This is a genomic window from Aeromicrobium sp. CTD01-1L150, assembly GCF_041951745.1.
In the GTDB taxonomy this organism is placed as follows: Bacteria; Actinomycetota; Actinomycetes; order Propionibacteriales; family Nocardioidaceae; genus Aeromicrobium.
In genome coordinates, this window is sequence record NZ_CP169555.1 from 2,341,009 (window position 1) to 2,355,977 (window position 14,969).

General features: G+C 70.2%; 14 protein-coding genes. 4 read left to right on the top strand and 10 right to left on the bottom strand.

From position 1 onward, the window contains the following. The first annotated feature begins 60 nt into the window (after window positions 1-60). Window positions 61-876 (top strand): helix-turn-helix domain-containing protein, encoded by an 816-nt coding sequence (locus tag ACEVFP_RS11545; RefSeq protein ID WP_374999611.1) that lies wholly within the window; start codon window positions 61-63, stop codon window positions 874-876. On the opposite strand, the gene ACEVFP_RS11550 is transcribed toward ACEVFP_RS11545, so the two are convergent. Together ACEVFP_RS11550 and ACEVFP_RS11555 are read right to left on the bottom strand one after the other, a co-directional pair. Continuing rightward, on the bottom strand, window positions 853-1,308 hold the full coding sequence (locus ACEVFP_RS11550; protein ID WP_374999612.1) for an AMP-binding protein: 456 nt from the start codon (window positions 1,306-1,308) through the stop codon (window positions 853-855). The genes ACEVFP_RS11545 and ACEVFP_RS11550 overlap by 24 nt on opposite strands. Then, window positions 1,308-2,027, bottom strand: a complete 720-nt coding sequence (locus tag ACEVFP_RS11555; RefSeq protein ID WP_374999613.1) for an enoyl-CoA hydratase — start codon at window positions 2,025-2,027, stop codon at window positions 1,308-1,310. The genes ACEVFP_RS11550 and ACEVFP_RS11555 overlap by 1 nt, the downstream gene beginning before the upstream one ends. Before the next feature lie 91 nt (window positions 2,028-2,118). Here ACEVFP_RS11555 and ACEVFP_RS11560 point away from each other — a divergent pair, with 91 nt between their 5' ends. Continuing rightward, the gene (locus tag ACEVFP_RS11560) at window positions 2,119-3,804 is read left to right on the top strand and encodes a TIGR03767 family metallophosphoesterase (RefSeq protein WP_374999614.1); all 1,686 of its coding nucleotides are present in this window, start codon (window positions 2,119-2,121) and stop codon (window positions 3,802-3,804) included. Between the two features lie 36 nt (window positions 3,805-3,840). Here ACEVFP_RS11560 and rlmN read toward each other — a convergent pair whose 3' ends face one another. From rlmN to rpsB, 6 genes are read right to left on the bottom strand one after another with little or no spacing between them, the layout of a single operon-like run. Then, window positions 3,841-5,004 (bottom strand): 23S rRNA (adenine(2503)-C(2))-methyltransferase RlmN, encoded by a 1,164-nt coding sequence (gene rlmN, locus ACEVFP_RS11565; protein WP_374999615.1) that lies wholly within the window; start codon window positions 5,002-5,004, stop codon window positions 3,841-3,843. 51 nt (window positions 5,005-5,055) lie between these two features. Next, window positions 5,056-5,940 carry a phosphatidate cytidylyltransferase gene (locus ACEVFP_RS11570; protein WP_374999616.1) on the bottom strand — a complete coding sequence of 295 codons (885 nt, stop codon included), beginning with the start codon at window positions 5,938-5,940 and terminating at the stop codon, window positions 5,056-5,058. Then, window positions 5,930-6,484, bottom strand: coding sequence for a ribosome recycling factor (gene frr, locus ACEVFP_RS11575; RefSeq protein ID WP_375003818.1), 555 nt, complete (start codon window positions 6,482-6,484; stop codon window positions 5,930-5,932). Before frr ends, ACEVFP_RS11570 begins: the two co-directional genes overlap by 11 nt. Next, complete coding sequence (pyrH, locus tag ACEVFP_RS11580) at window positions 6,484-7,248, bottom strand: UMP kinase (RefSeq protein WP_374999617.1); 765 nt, start codon at window positions 7,246-7,248, stop codon at window positions 6,484-6,486. The genes frr and pyrH overlap by 1 nt, the downstream gene beginning before the upstream one ends. Window positions 7,249-7,306: 58 nt before the next feature. Next, window positions 7,307-8,122, bottom strand: coding sequence for a translation elongation factor Ts (tsf, locus tag ACEVFP_RS11585; protein ID WP_374999618.1), 816 nt, complete (start codon window positions 8,120-8,122; stop codon window positions 7,307-7,309). 37 nt (window positions 8,123-8,159) lie between these two features. Continuing rightward, a complete protein-coding gene (rpsB, locus tag ACEVFP_RS11590; RefSeq protein WP_374999619.1) occupies window positions 8,160-9,143 on the bottom strand; it encodes a 30S ribosomal protein S2 in 984 nt (327 codons plus the stop codon). A 317-nt stretch (window positions 9,144-9,460) separates the two neighbouring features. On the opposite strand from rpsB, the gene ACEVFP_RS11595 reads away from it, so the two are divergent. Next, window positions 9,461-10,381, top strand: coding sequence for a peptidoglycan DD-metalloendopeptidase family protein (locus tag ACEVFP_RS11595; RefSeq protein WP_374999620.1), 921 nt, complete (start codon window positions 9,461-9,463; stop codon window positions 10,379-10,381). A 10-nt stretch (window positions 10,382-10,391) separates the two neighbouring features. Here ACEVFP_RS11595 and ACEVFP_RS11600 read toward each other — a convergent pair whose 3' ends face one another. Next, window positions 10,392-12,923, bottom strand: a complete 2,532-nt coding sequence (locus tag ACEVFP_RS11600; protein ID WP_374999621.1) for a BTAD domain-containing putative transcriptional regulator — start codon at window positions 12,921-12,923, stop codon at window positions 10,392-10,394. A gap of 66 nt (window positions 12,924-12,989) precedes the next feature. Further along, window positions 12,990-13,775, bottom strand: coding sequence for a class I SAM-dependent methyltransferase (locus ACEVFP_RS11605; protein ID WP_374999622.1), 786 nt, complete (start codon window positions 13,773-13,775; stop codon window positions 12,990-12,992). A 158-nt stretch (window positions 13,776-13,933) separates the two neighbouring features. Here ACEVFP_RS11605 and ACEVFP_RS11610 point away from each other — a divergent pair, with 158 nt between their 5' ends. Beyond that, window positions 13,934-14,947: a hypothetical protein gene (locus ACEVFP_RS11610; RefSeq protein WP_374999623.1), complete on the top strand. Its 1,014-nt coding sequence runs from the start codon at window positions 13,934-13,936 to the stop codon at window positions 14,945-14,947. Window positions 14,948-14,969: the final 22 nt, after the last annotated feature.

A 14,969-nucleotide genomic window follows, 5' to 3' on the forward strand; every position in this document is an offset into this window, starting at 1 on the left:
CCGAGGTCCATGACCTCTGAGGTCATGGACCTCGGCACTGTGTTGCCTAGGCTGCTGGCCATGACGACGGACACCATGGCTCCCGAGGTCGGAGACCTGCTGCGGACCTGGCGGGTACGCCGACGGTTCAGTCAGCAGGAGCTCTCCGACCTCTCCGGTGTCAGCACCCGCCACCTGAGCCGGGTCGAGACCGGGCGGGCGCAACCGACGGCAGACATGCTGCTGCACCTGGCTGATCAGCTCGACGTCCCGCTGCGGCAGCGCAACGGGCTGCTGCTCGCGGCGGGCTACGCGCCGCGGTACCGGGACGGTCAGCTCGACGATGCGTCCGTCGCGCACGTCATGGACGGCCTCAGGCACCTGCTGGACGCCCATCTGCCGTACCCCGCCCTGCTGCTGGACACGTACTGGGACATCGTCGATGCCAACCAGGCCGTGGACGCACTACTGGCCGGCTGCGAGCCGACCTTGCTGGAACCACCGGTCAACGTCCTGCGGGTCTGCCTGCACCCGGACGGGATCTCATCGCGCATCGGCAACCTCGACCAGTGGGCCTTCCACCTGCACCGCCAGCTCACCCACCGCGCCGAGCGCACCCACGACCCGCGGCACCGCGACCTCGTCTCCGAGATCGAGTCCTACCCACACCACCGGGGCAAGGCCCGCGTACCCTCAGGGCCCGCGCCACCAGGCCCTGTGCTCACCCTCGAGCTGAGCTCGCAGGCCGGGCCGCTGCGGTTCTTCAGCACGTCGGCACAGCTCGACACCGCCACCGACGCCACCCTCGAGGGCCTGCACCTCGAGACGTTCCTGCCCGCCGACGCGGCCACCCGCGCCGCGCTCCAGACGAGCTCAGGGATGCAGGCTCCCGCCTGAGCGGAGCGTCCGCACGAGCTCGGCGTGCGCGGCCGTCACCGACTCGACGTATCCCTCGGCATCGGTCCGCAGCGCGCCCGCGGGGTCCGTGGCGCCGGCCTTGCCCACGGACACGAGATCGATGGCATCGTCGACCACCTCCACGACGGGACCCTCGGCTCTGGACACGATCCGGATGGTCCCGTGCTCACGGGGGAAGGCACCGAGTCGGATGCACGCGCACACCACGACGGCCCGATCCAGCCCGGGATCGAGCACCACGGCGACGTCATCTCCGGCCCGCACTCCCAACCCGCGCAGACCACCGGCCAGCGCGGCCACGCGCTCCAGCAGGCGGGCGTAGGTGAGAGGGGGTTCGCCGGCCCACGCGATGTGGTCGGCGCGTCCGTCGACGACGTGCTGGTCCAGCAGCAGGAACCCCAGCGACTGCATCAGCGGCCCTTGAACACGGGCGCCCGCTTGTCGGCACGGGCAGCGGCCGCCTCACGGACGTCCTCACTGGCCCAGACGGCCCGGAAGCTGGCCTCGATCGCCGCGTCGTCCTCGCGGGACCCGTTGAGGACGAGCTTGTTGTGGGCGAGCGTCAGCGGCGCGAGCTCGGCGATCTCGTGGGCCCAGGCGATGGCGTCCTCGAGCGTGCCCGTCCGGTCGAGGAGACCGCAGGCGAGGGCTTCATCGCGCTCCAGCAGCTCGGCGGCGAGCATCAGGCGACGTGCCGGCCCCATCCCGGCGAGCTTGCCGAGGGTCCGGATGGTCCAGGCGTCCACGGCCATGCCGTTCTTGGCCGTCGGGACCCCGAAGCGGGCCGTCTCGTCGCCGACACGCAGGTCGCACGCCATCGCCAGCTGGGTCCCGGCGCCGATGGCCGGACCGTTGACGGCGGCGATCACCGGCACGGGAACCCGCGTCAGGTGGTGCAGCATGCCGTACAGCGCCTCGAGGAATTCATCTCCGTAGACGCCGCCGAGGTCAGCGCCGGAGCAGAAGGCCGTGCCGCGGCCCGTGACGACGACGACCCGCGCCCCGGCCTCGACCTCGGACTGGACCGCGGCATGGATCTCACGGCACAGCGGCAGGTTCAGCGCGTTGCGCCGCTCCTCGCGCTGGAGCTCCAGGATGGCCACGGAACCGTCACGCCTCACGTCGAGCATGGGCTCAATCTATCCACCGCTGCGGGCCGGGGCCGACTGCGGTCTCGCCCGCGTGACCTGCCTCACGGTGCCTCGTTGCACGGGCATGACCTTGACCCGCAGAACGCTCCTGCGCACGGGCGCGGCCGTCTCCGGCGCAGCGGCCGTCGGCTTCGCACCCCGCATCGGGTTCGCCTCGCCGTCGAGCGCCGCCCACACCACGCTCGCCCGACGGCTCGTGAGGGGCGCACCGGGTCCGCTCGGCTACACACCCATCGTCCTCGCACCGGGCGAGGCCCACGTCGTCCGCACCGACCTCGGTGGGGTGGCACGGGCGGCACGGACGTCCACACGCCAACCGCTCCTGGGCTTCACGCACCTGACCGACGTGCACATCATCGATGCGCAGTCACCGCTGCGGGTGGAGTTCCTCGATCGGCTGGAGGACCGCTACGAGCCGGACGATCCGACCCTGGGTGGTCTCCTGACGTCGAGCTACCGACCGCAGGAGATGCTCTCGGCACAGGTCAGCGATGCCATGGTGCGGGCCGTCAACCGGGTGCGGACCGGCCCGGTCACGGGCACCGACCTGGCCTTCGCCATCCAGACCGGTGACAACTCCGACAACTGCCAGTACAACGAGGTCCGCTGGAACATCGACGTCCTCGACGGTGTGCAGGTGCAGCCCGACTCAGGCAGCCGCACACGGTGGGAGGGTGTCCACGACAACCGGACGCGCGACAGCCACTACTGGCACCCAGAGGGCACAGGCAACGACACCTACCGGTCCCGGTTCGGCTTCCCCCGTGTGGAGGGCCTGCTCGAGGCCGCCAGGGACCCGTTCACGCCCGTGGGGCTGGACATGCCGTGGTACTCGGTCTTCGGCAACCACGACGGCCTGGTCCAGGGAAACTTCCCCGTGACCTTGGGACTCGGTGCCCTCGGCACGGGACCGCTCAAGCCCACCACCCTGCCGCCGGGCCTGTCGCAGGCCGACGTCCTGGCCAGTCTGCGAACCGCCGACCCCACGCTCCTCCTGGCGTCGTCGACGCTGCTGGGCGCGCGGCTGGTCACGACCGACCGGGACCGCAAGATCCTGAACCGCAAGCAGGTGGTGGCCGAGCACTTCCGCACCACCGGCACGCCGCTCGGCCACGGGTTCAGCGAGGAGAACCGGCACCGTGGCACCGCGTACTACACCTTCGACACCGGACCCGTGCGCTGCGTGGTCCTGGACAGCGTCAACCAGAACGGCTACGCCGACGGCTCGCTCGATGCCACCCAGTTCGCGTGGCTGCGTGACGTCCTGGAGCAGTCCACCGACCGATACGTCATCGTCTTCAGCCACCACACGGCGGCGACCATGAACAACCCCCTGGTGGCCACCGGTCTCGACCTCGACCCGCGTGTGCTCGGTGGAGCCGTCGTCGACCTGCTCCTCGCCCATCCCCAGGTGGTGGCGTGGGTGAACGGACACACCCACCGCAACGCCGTGACCCCGTACCGCAGCCCCGACGGTACGAGCGGCTTCTGGGAGATCAACTCCGCCTCGCACATCGACTTTCCCCAGCAGGCCCGCCTCATCGAGCTGGCCGACAACCGCGACGGCACGATCTCGATCTTCACGACGATGGTGGACCATGCCGCGCCGGCCTCGCACGAGGGCTCCATCGCCGACTCGGTGCGCCTGGCGGCGCTGGCCAGGGAGCTCGCCGCCAACGACCCGCAGTCCGGTGGCACCTACAGCGGCAGTCCTACCGACCGCAACACCGAGCTGCTGCTGGCGAACCCCCTGTAGGCCCACACCGCTTCGAGGCCGCTCACAGGACGGCCTTCACGCGTCGCTGGCCGCCAGCTGGCCGCAGGCGCCGTCGATGTCGCTGCCGCGAGTGTCGCGCACCGTGGTGGAGATGCCCTTGGCCTCCAGCCGCCGGACGAACTCGCGCTCGTCCTCGCGGCGCGAGGCCGTCCACTTGGAGCCCGGCGTCGGGTTGAGCGGGATCAGGTTGACGTGGACCCAGCCCCACCTCCCACCGGCACCGTCGCCGTAGGAGTTCAGGACGTCGCCCAGCAGGTCGGCGCGCCAGGCCTGATCGTTGATGTCACGCATCATGGCGTACTCGATCGAGACCCGACGCTTGGTGGTACGGGCGTACTCCCACGCCGCCTCCACGGCCTCGTGGACCTTGAAACGCGTGTTGATGGGCACCAGCTCGTCGCGCAGCTCGTCGTCGGGGGCGTGCAGCGACAACGCGAGCGTGACAGGGATGCCCTCCTCGGTCAGCTGGCGGATGCGCGGCACGAGCCCGACGGTGCTCAGCGTGATGTTGCGGGCCGACAACCCCAGGCCGTCCGGCGCCGGGGCCACCATCCGGCGGATCGCACCGATGACGGCCTTGTAGTTGGCCATCGGCTCCCCCATGCCCATGAAGACGATGTTGGACAGCCGCCCGGGACCACCGGTCACGAGACCACTCGCCATCGCCGCGGCGCCGTCGACGACCTGGTCGATGATCTCGCCGGTGCTCATGTTGCGCTGCAGCCCGCCCTGGCCGGTGGCGCAGAACGGGCAGGCCATGCCGCAGCCAGCCTGGCTGGAGACACACAGTGTCGCCCGCTCCGATCGGCCTGCACCGGCGCTGTATCGCATGAGGACGGACTCCACGAGCGCACCGTCGAACAGCCGCCACAGGGTCTTGCGGGTGGTGCCGCCGTCCGCCTCCAGGGTGCGCAGCGGGTGCAGCAGCTCCGGCAGCAGGGCCGCGGCGATCCGCTCGCGCTGGGCGGCCGGGAGATCGGTCATCGCCTCCGGCTCGCGCTCCAGCCTGGCGTAGTAGTGGTGGGCCACCTGCTTGACCCGAAAGGCCGGTTCGCCCAGCTCGGCGGCGACCGCCTGACGTTCCTCAGGGGTCAGGTCGGCGAGGTGCCGCGGCGGCTTCTTGCGTCCGCGCGGCTGCTCGAAGACCAACGGTAGGGTCTTGACCGGTTCCTCACTCACCCGAACAGTCTCCCAGACACGACCCGAGGCATGCAGGTCAGGCGAACGTCCTCACGACAGAGGCACGAGGTAGTACAGGATCAGCCAGGCCACGGGCGCGACGGCGATGAGCGAGTCGAGACGGTCCATCAGGCCACCGTGACCGGGCAGCAGGTCGCCCATGTCCTTGATGCCGAGGTCGCGCTTGATGAGTGACTCCGACAGGTCGCCCAGCGTCGCCATGGCGACCGCGGCGACGCCGAGGACCACACCGACCCACCACGGGGCGTCGAGCAGGAGGACCATCAGCACGATGCCGGCCGTGACACCGAAGAGCAGCGAGCCGGCGAAGCCCTCCCAGGACTTCTTGGGGCTGATGCTCGGTGCCATCGGGTGACGCCCGAGCAGGACACCGGCGACGTAGCCGCCGGTGTCGGAGCAGATGGTGACCACGATGAAGGCCACGATGCGCAGCGGGCCGTCGTCCTCGACCACCATGAGCATGACGAACACGCCCATGAGGTGCAGGTACGACAGCGAGAAGATGCCCGCACTGGAGTCCCGGACGAACCCGTCAGCGCCGTCGGACAGCCGCCACACCAGGGTCCCGATGACGGTGAGGGCCATGGCCACCGCCGCGGTCTCCATACCGCCGTAGAAGGCGCCGACCAGCATCAGCGTGCCGCCGGTGACCACGGGCACGAACGGAACGGCGATGCCGACCGTCCGTAGGGCGCGGCTGAGCTCCCACAGACCGACGCCGAGGGCGAGGACCACCACCAGGACGAAGACGTCCTTGAGGAGGAACAGGGAGGCCAGGACGGTCAGTCCGAGGACCAGTCCGACGCCGATCGCAGCAGGCAGGTCGCGTCCTGCCCTGCTCTGCTTCTGTGCCTCGGCGGGTTCGGCCTCTCCGGTGCCGTCCGGAGGACCGTCCGTCGGGGCGTCAGACTTCAAGGAGCTCGGTCTCCTTGTTCTTGAGCATCTCATCGATCGCGTCGACATGCTTCTTGGTCTGGGCGTCCAGCCGCTTCTCCGCGCCGACGTTCTCGTCCTTGCTGATCTCGGAGTCCTTCTCGGACTTGTCGAGCGCCTGCTTGGCGCCACGGCGCACACCGCGGACCGCGACCCGGCCGTCCTCGGCCTTGCTGCGCGCCAGCTTGATGTACTCCTTGCGACGCTCCTCGGTGAGCTCGGGCAGCGTGACGCGCAGGACCTTGCCGTCGTCGCTCGGGTTCACGCCGAGGTCGGAGTCGCGAATCGCCTTCTCGATCGCCGGCTTCGCGCTCGCGTCGTAGGGACTGATGATGACGGTGCGCGGCTCAGGGACCTGGAAGCCCGCCAGCTGCTGCAGGGGTGTGGGCGTGCCGTAGTACTCGGCCGTGATCTGGGCGAACATCGCCGGGTGCGCACGGCCGGTGCGGATCGCCGCGAACTCCTCGCGGGTGTGCTCGACGGCCTTGCTCATCTTGCTGTCGGCCTCACGTAGAGTCTGGTCGATCACGATGCATCTCCTGTACTCGTCACTGGTCCGGCATGGACCAGCGTCCCGATCCTCTCACCTTTCAGCACTCGGGCGATGTTCCCCTCACCCTCCATGCCGAAGACGATCATCGGCAGCTCGTTCTCCATGCACAGCGCGAATGCGGCGGCATCGACGACCCTCAGGCCACGGCGCAGCGCCTCATCGAAGGTGATCTCCGACAGCAGCCGGGCGTCGGGATTGCCCCGGGGGTCGGCGGTGTAGACGCCGTCGACACCGTTCTTGCTCATGAGCACCGCGTCGGCCTTGATCTCCAGCGCACGCTGCGCGGAGACGGTGTCGGTACTGAAGTACGGCATGCCGGCACCGGCGCCGAAGATGACCGCACGGCCCTTCTCCAGGTGCCGGATCGCACGCCGCGGAATGTACGGCTCGGCGACCTGACCCATGGTGATGGCCGACTGCACGCGGGTCTCGATGCCCTGCTTCTCGCAGAAGTCCTGCAGCGCGAGGCAGTTCATGACGGTGCCGAGCATCCCGATGTAGTCGGCCCGGGAGCGTTCCATACCCCGCTGGCTCAGCTCGGCGCCCCGGAAGAAGTTGCCGCCCCCGACGACGATGCCCACCTGCACGCCCTCGTTGATCGCCTCGGCGATCTGTTGGGCGATGCCGTTGACCACGTCGGGGTCGATGCCCAGGCTGCCGCCGCCCAGCACCTCGCCGGACAGCTTCAGCAGGACACGACGAACAGGGACCGGACCTTCCGTGGTGCTCTCATCCATGGTCAGTCCGGTCCCCTTCGTCAATGGGTACAGCGTCGGTTCGTGCGAGGTGGTGGCCTCAGGCGCCGATCTCGATGTGCGCGAAGCGCGACACGGTGACGCCGGCCTCCTCGAGCACGGCCCCCACGGTCTTCTTGTTGTCCTGGACCGACGGCTGCTCCAGCAGCACGACGTCCTTGTAGAAGCCGTTCAGGCGACCCTCGGCGATCTTGGCGACGACCTGGTCGGGCTTGCCCTCCTCGCGGGCCGTGGCCTCGGCGATCTCACGCTCCTTGGCCACGACGTCGGCGGGGACGTCCTCGCGACGCAGGTACGTCGGTCGCATCGCCGCGATCTGCATGGCGGCGGCGCGGGCGGCCTCGAGGTCGTCACCGGAGTACTCCACGAGCACGCCAACGGCGGGAGGCAGGTCGCTCGCGCGGCGGTGCAGGTACGTGGCGACCTGGCCGTCGAAGGCCGCGACGCGACCCAGCTCGAGCTTCTCACCGATGACCGCCGCGAGCGCGGAGATGGCCTCGGCGACCGTCTGACCGTTGGCCAGGGACTGCTGGGCGAACTCCTCGGCGGAGGACGGCTTGCCGGCGTCTGCCGCGGCCGCCAGCTCCTCGGCGAGCGAGACGAACTGCTCGTTCTTGGCGACGAAGTCGGTCTCGGAGTTGAGCTCGACCAGCGCGGAGCCGTGGCTGGCGACCAGTCCGACGGACGCCTCACGCTCGGCGCCGCGCTTGGCGGCCTTGGCGGCACCGGAGATGCGCAGGATCTCGACAGCCTTGTCGAAGTCACCGTCGGCCTCGACGAGCGCCTTCTTGGCGTCCATCATGCCGGCGCCCGTGGCGTCGCGGAGCTTCTTGACGTCTGCGGCTGCAATGGCCATGTCGTGGTTACCTCAGATCTGTGGAAGTGGGTGTGCGTCAGGAGGACTGGGGCTCAGAAGCAGATGCCTCAGGAGCAGATGCCTCAGGAGCCGGGGCCTGCTCGGCGGGCGCCTCCGCGGGGACCTCGTCGGCGGGCGACTCGGTGCTGCCGGCCTCGTCGGTCGGCTCGGTCTGCACGGGCTCGCCCTCGGTGGACTCGGCCTGGGCCGTCTCGACCGTGGCGGTCTCGGCGTCCTTGCTCTGCAGCAGCTCGCGCTCCCACTCGGGCATAGGCTCCTCGGCGCCGAGCTCGGAGCCGGCCTCGGCCTCGGTGCCGTCGGTCTTGGCGCCGCTGCGGGCGACGAGGCCTTCGGCGGCGGCGTCGGCGACGACACGGGTCAGCAGGCTGACCGAGCGGATGGCGTCGTCGTTGCCCGGGATCGGGTAGTCGACGTCGTCGGGGTCGCAGTTGGTGTCGAGGATCGCGACGATCGGGATGCCCAGCTTCTTGGCCTCATCGACCGCCAGATGCTCCTTCTTGGTGTCGACGATCCAGACGGCGGACGGAGTACGGCTCATGTCGCGCACGCCACCGAGGGTGCGGTTGAGCTTGTCGTACTCGCGGCGCATCTGCAGGAGCTCCTTCTTGGTGCGGTCGGAGCCGGCCACATCGTCGAAGTCGATCTCCTCCAGCTCCTTCATGCGCTGCAGACGCTGGTGCATGGTCTGGAAGTTGGTGAGCATGCCGCCCAGCCAGCGCTGGTTGACGTAGGGCATGCCGACGCGCTTGGCCTGCTCCTCCACGGGCTCCTGCGCCTGCCGCTTGGTGCCGACGAACAGGATCGTCCCGCCGCGGGCGACGGTGCTCTTGACGAACTCGTACCCGGCATCGATGTAGGCGAGCGACTGCTGCAGGTCGATGATGTAGATGCCGTTGCGCTCGGTCATGATGAAGCGCTTCATCTTGGGGTTCCAGCGGCGGGTCTGGTGCCCGAAGTGGACACCGCTCTCGAGCAGCTGGCGCATGGTGACGACGGCCATGGTCGATTCTCCTTGGTGGGCACACGCGTGCCCGGTTCCTGGTTGACGCACCGCCGGTCGACGATGCCCTGACGCCGGCGCTGCGCGGACCAACCCCGAGGGGACCAGGACCGTGCCCGTGTTCGGCTCTCGCGTCACACGGAGGCAGGCGTGCGAATTTCACGTCCACGGACGTGATGGGCACAGTCTAGGTCAGCGGGCCCGAAAAGCGGAAATCCGAGCGTCCGTCGTCCACAAGGGGCAGGGCCCGAGCGAGATGTCCACAGATGAGGCTCCTGCCCCTGCTGTGCGGCCGCAGATCGCGGTTGGCTCGAGGCATGTCATCCAGGCCCCCGCTCCGTCCCTCGCGCAGGCTCGTCCCGGTCCTTGTGGCGGGAGTCCTCCTCAGCGCCCTGCCCGCGGCCGCCAGCGCCGACGACGGCACCTGGTCGTGGCCGCTCGGCGAACGCTCGGTGGCGCGCGACTTCGACCTGCCGGACTCCCCCTACGGCGCCGGGCACCGGGGCATCGACCTCCCGGGCGCCACCGGTGACACAGTGCGCTCCGTGGCACCGGGACGGGTGACGTTCTCCGGGGAGGTCGCCGGCGTCGGCGTGGTGACGGTCTCGCACGGCGCGGAACGCTCCACCTACCAGCCGGTGGTCGAACGCCGGGTCCGCAAGGGCGATGCCGTCGATGCCGGTCAGGTCCTCGGTCTGCTCGACCGCCCCGGCTCGCACTGCTCCAACGCCTGCCTGCATCTTGGGCGGCTCGCAGGCGATGACTACCTCGACCCCCGCGAGCGGCTGCGTGACGGTCACCGGTTCCGTCTCCTCGATCCCGACGGTCCGCTGCCGCAGCCCTCCGCCGGTGGGGACGGTTCGTTGTCCCGACCGGTGGGAGGTCCGGTCACGTCGGCCTTCGGCATGCGGGTGCATCCCGTCACCGGGGTGCGCAAGCTGCACGACGGCACGGACTTCGGGGCCGCGTGTGGCACCCCGGTCCACGCGGCGGCCGCCGGCACGGTCGTCCTACGGGAGGCACATCCCGCGTACGGACTCCGGGTGATCCTGGAGCACGACACCGGACTGCGCACCGGATACACCCACCTGTCGGGGTACTCCGTGTCCGTGGGAGATCGCGTGCGGTCCGGACAGGTCCTGGGACAGGTCGGCACCACGGGGTTGTCCACCGGGTGCCACCTGCACTTCATGGTCGAGCGCGACGGTCGACCGATCGATCCGCTGTCCGTGCTCTGAACACTGCCGCTCAGACGCGCGCGGACGCGGGGTGGCCTTGCTCCCCCACCCTCTCCAGCAGCTCGAACGCCGTGGCAGCGAGCTCGGGGGCACCGGTGCGATCGGCCACCTCCGCGGCCTGCCGCAGGACGTCGATAGCAGTGGCGATCTCTCCGGCGTCCGCGCTCACCTCGGCGAGGTCGATCAGCGCCACGGCCTGCCAGCGACTGCTCACGGCTGCGGCGTGCAGCTCCCGCGCTTGCTGCAGGGTGCGCAACACAGCATCGTCCGCTCCGGCACGCACGTGCACGGCCACCAGGTGGCCGGTCGTGGTCGCCCGCAGCAGGCGGTGGGCGGGTCCGTCGTGCAGCTCGCACGACTCCAGCAGGTGCCGCTCCGCGGCGCCGAGGTTCCCCCGCCGCAGCTCGACCAGGCCCAGACCACGCACGGCCACGCCCTCGGCGACACGATCACCGAGATGGCGCGCCGCCGCCCTGGCCCGGGCGTGCACCTGGCGGGCCGCGTCGAGGTGGCCATGCAGGTCGAGATGGCGCCACAGCGTCGTGGACACGTCGATCGCAAGACCGTGCCAGCCCTGGGCGGCGGTGTACTCGGACAAGCACAGCACCGAGGCGAGATGGGCCTCGAGCCACCGCCTCGCGACCTCCGGCTCGCACAGGGTCGGCGCGACGGCCGGGACCACGATCTCGGCACGGGGCTCGACCTCGCGAGGCTCCAGGCTCCTCATCGCCTCGATGGTGGTGCTGAGCATGTAGCCGAGGAGTCGGGCGATGGTCGCCTCGCCGTCCTCCTCACTCTCACCGAGCTCGCGAGCGTACGCGTGCAGCAGGTTGTGCATCCGGTAGCGACCGGCACCCGCGGACTCCACCAGGTGGCTGCGCTCGAGCGCGGCCAGCGCCCGCCCTGCAGCGGCGACGTCATCGGTGTCCAGGGCCGCACACGCGGCGTGCACGTCCATGTGGTGACCCGGATGCATGCAGTGGAACCCGGTGCGGCGAAAGAGCCGTGCGGCATCGGACGTGAGGCGTCGGTACGACCAGGACAGCACCGCCCTGACCGAGGTGCGCTCGTCGCCGCCGTCGAGGACGTCCAGCCCGCCGGCCGCACCACGCAGCTGCGCCACGAGGTCGCTGACCGGCCGCGACGGCTGGCCGGCAACCCGCTCGGCGGCGACCAGCAGGGCCAGCGGCAGCCGCGCACAGCGCTCGATGAGCTCACCCACCGCACCATCGTCCGGCTCACGCTGCCCGAGCCGGCCGACCAGCAGCCGGTGTGCCTCGTCGTGCGTCAACGGGTCGACCTCGACGCGGTGCGCGCCGTCCCGCGCGATCAGGCCGCTGAGGGAGTCCCGGCTGGTGATGACCACACAGCAGGTCCGCGAGCCGGGCAGCAGCGGACGGACCTGGCTCTCATCGGCCGCGTTGTCCAGCACCAGGAGCATCCGTTTGCCGTCGGTCATGGTGCGAAACAACGCCGCCCGCTGCGCCTCGTCCCGAGGAATGCGCGCCTCGTCAGCTCCCATGGCCTGGAGAAAGGCGACGAGCACGTCGGCCGGTGGCAAGGGGGCGTCCGGTCCGTGACCGTGCAGGTCGACGAAGAGCTGTCCGTCCTCGAACCGGTCGCGGACCCGGTGCGCCCAGTGGGTGACCAGGGCCGTCTTGCCGACTCCGGCCGTCCCGGTGACCGTCGTCAGCCGGGCCGGGCCGTCCGCATCTGGTCGATCGAGCTCGGCGAGCAGGTCCTGACGCCCCACGAAGCCCGGTGGGTCATGAGGTAGCTGTGCGGGGCGGGGCGTGTGTCCCACGACGGGCTGCCGCGGGTCCGGTTCACCGGCGAGGACGAGCCGCTCGAGCTCCCGCAGCTGGTGTCCCGGCTCCAGCCCGAGCTCCTCGGCCAAGGTGCGCTGCGCCCGCCGGTAGGTCGCGAGGGCGTCGGCACGCCGCCCACTGCGGTACAGCGCGGTCATCAGCAGTCCCTGCAGGCGTTCACGCAGCGGGTGGCGACGCACCACGTCGCTCAGCTCCGGCACGATCGCGCCGTCCTCACCGGCCTCGAGCTCGGCGGCGTACAGGTCCTCCAGCGCCGTGAGCCGCCGTTCGGTCAGACGCTGGGTCTCCGACACCAGCGCTGCGACGTCGATGCCCTGGTAGGGCTCGCCCCGCCACAGGGAGAGCGACTCGCGCAGCAGCGAGGCACGACGCCGTGGGTCCGCGGCATCGGCGGCCTCCCCGAGCAGGTGGTCGAACCGTTGCGCATCGAGCTCTCCGGCATGGACCTGGATCAGGTAGCCACCGGGCCCGAAGATCACCCGATCGGGCTCACCGAGCGCCTTGCGGAGCTTGTGCACGGTGGTCTGGAGCCGCCCGAGGCTCGCGTCCGGTTCCGGACCCCACAGCGACTCGAGCAGCTCCTCGGCCGGCACCGGCGTGTTGGCCCGCGAGAGCAACACGGCCAGCAGCCCCTGCCGCAAGCGTCCTTCCAGCCGCGTCGTCTGCGCTTCTCCCCCGACCCGCATCGGGCCGAGCACCTCGAACTGCACCACACATCACCCCGAGCCCGCCATTATCGGGGCCCGGCCGCTCTCGCACAACGGGTCTCAGGTGATGCCTCAGGTGGCACGGCCCCTGCTGCACACGAAGCGGAAGAACCACGCCCGCATGCGGGGGTCACGCACGAGCTCCTGGAACCGTCTGAGCTCGGCGTCGCTGACGCCGAGTGACCGCAGCGGCTCCTCGACCTGTGCGATGTAGTTGCCGTACAGCAACATGCCGTCGCGGCCGCCGTCGGCGGTGTGGGCATACTCGATGGTGTCGACATCACTCAGCCCGACCGTCCCCAGCTCGGCGTCGATCTCGTCGCCCCACCCGTAGTCGATTCCGCCCGGTCTGCCCACCTGGTCGATCGTGGTGAGGATGATTCGTCGGAACAGCTCCTCGTCGGCGGCTGACGGGGCGGACAGCACCCGTACGTCGCCGGAGAAGACGTAGTCGCCGACGACCAGCCAGCCACCCGGTGCGAGAGCACCGGCCAGCTCGGCGAGGATCTCGCGGCGACGGGCCAGGTGCATCAACAGCAGGCGTGTGTGAACGACATCGAAAGGACCGGCGACGGGCAGCCCGTCGTTGATGTCGTGCCGGTACACCGTCACGTCCTCGGGCACGTCGAGGTGGGTGTCCTCGACGTCCACGGCCACGACGCTCCCGGTGGGCGCGACCCGCCCCGCCATCCACCGGGCGACGGCCCCGCCGCCCGAACCGACGTCGAGGCAATGGTGTCCGGGTCGGGCCGCCACCGCACCGATGAAGCTCGTCGTCTGCTCGTCCAGCAACCGCTCGAGGTGTCCGAGCTGCTGTCGCCCCAGGTCCGTGGCCGAGTCCAGTACGTACTCGCTCATGCCGTCGTCCTCTCCTCATCGTCGATGCCCAGATCACGACCGACGCTACGAACGTCGCTGTCCTCGCGCTGTCACACCGCTGTCGCTCCCGTGCCAGCGGGAGGACAGCGGCCGCGACCACACTCAGCGAGACGTTCTCAAGCAGTGAGGAGCAGATCGTGTCCCGACGCGCACGCACGCTGGTGCTCACCGCCGTGGTGCTCGCCCTGACCGGGTTCACCACCCCCGCGGTGTCCATGGGCAGCACGGCCGACAGGGGATCCACGGTGACCCTCTGCCTGGTGCTCTCGACGCCGTCCGAGGTCGAGATGACCGTCCCGGTCCCCGAGCCGGCCGTGGAGAAGGTGCTCTCGGCCACGCGGTCCTACCGGGGGCCGTGCGCGGACTACGGCGAGTCGGCGGAACGGGGCAACGGCACGATGACCGCCTACTCCCAGGCCGAGAGGGGCGAACCCGAGGCGGTCGGGCTCGTCCTCGAGACCGACGTGCTCGACGGGCTCCCTCACGACCCACCCACCGAGGGACGCTGGTGCTACGACAAGGACGGGGACGGCACCGTCGACCCGATGACCGAGTGCGCGGGCGGGTACGAGGACGCCCTCGACCTCGATGCGGACGCTGTGGAAGAAGCCGGCCTGCCGTTCACCTACGTGCTGAACAACTGGAACCCGCACGGTCACATGCCACCCGGGGTGTACGACCTGCCGCACTTCGACGTGCACTTCTACACCAACCCCGACGAGGAACGGCTGGCCATCCGGCCCGGACCGTGCGAGGCCCTGGTGAGCTGTGACGACTACGAGCTGGGCAAGAACCTGCCCGCCGCCAAGTACCTCACCGAGGACCACGAGGACCTCGATGCGCTCGAGCCGGCGATGGGCAACCATCTCATCGACCTCACCGGCCCGGAGCACCACGGTGAACGGTTCACCCATGCCTTCATCTACGGCACGTGGGACGGGGAGGTCACCTTCCACGAACCGATGATCACGCACGAGTGGCTCCAGGGGCTGGCCGACGGCGACCAGGAGAGCGGGTGCGAGCCGATCAAGCAGCCGGGGGCCTGGCAGGCGGACGGCTGGTACCCCACCTCGTACTGCATGCGGTACCGCGAGAACCGCGATGAGCTGACCGTCTCCCTGGAGGACTTCGTCCACCGCACCGCGAGCTGAGCGCGGCCGCGGCCGCGCGGCC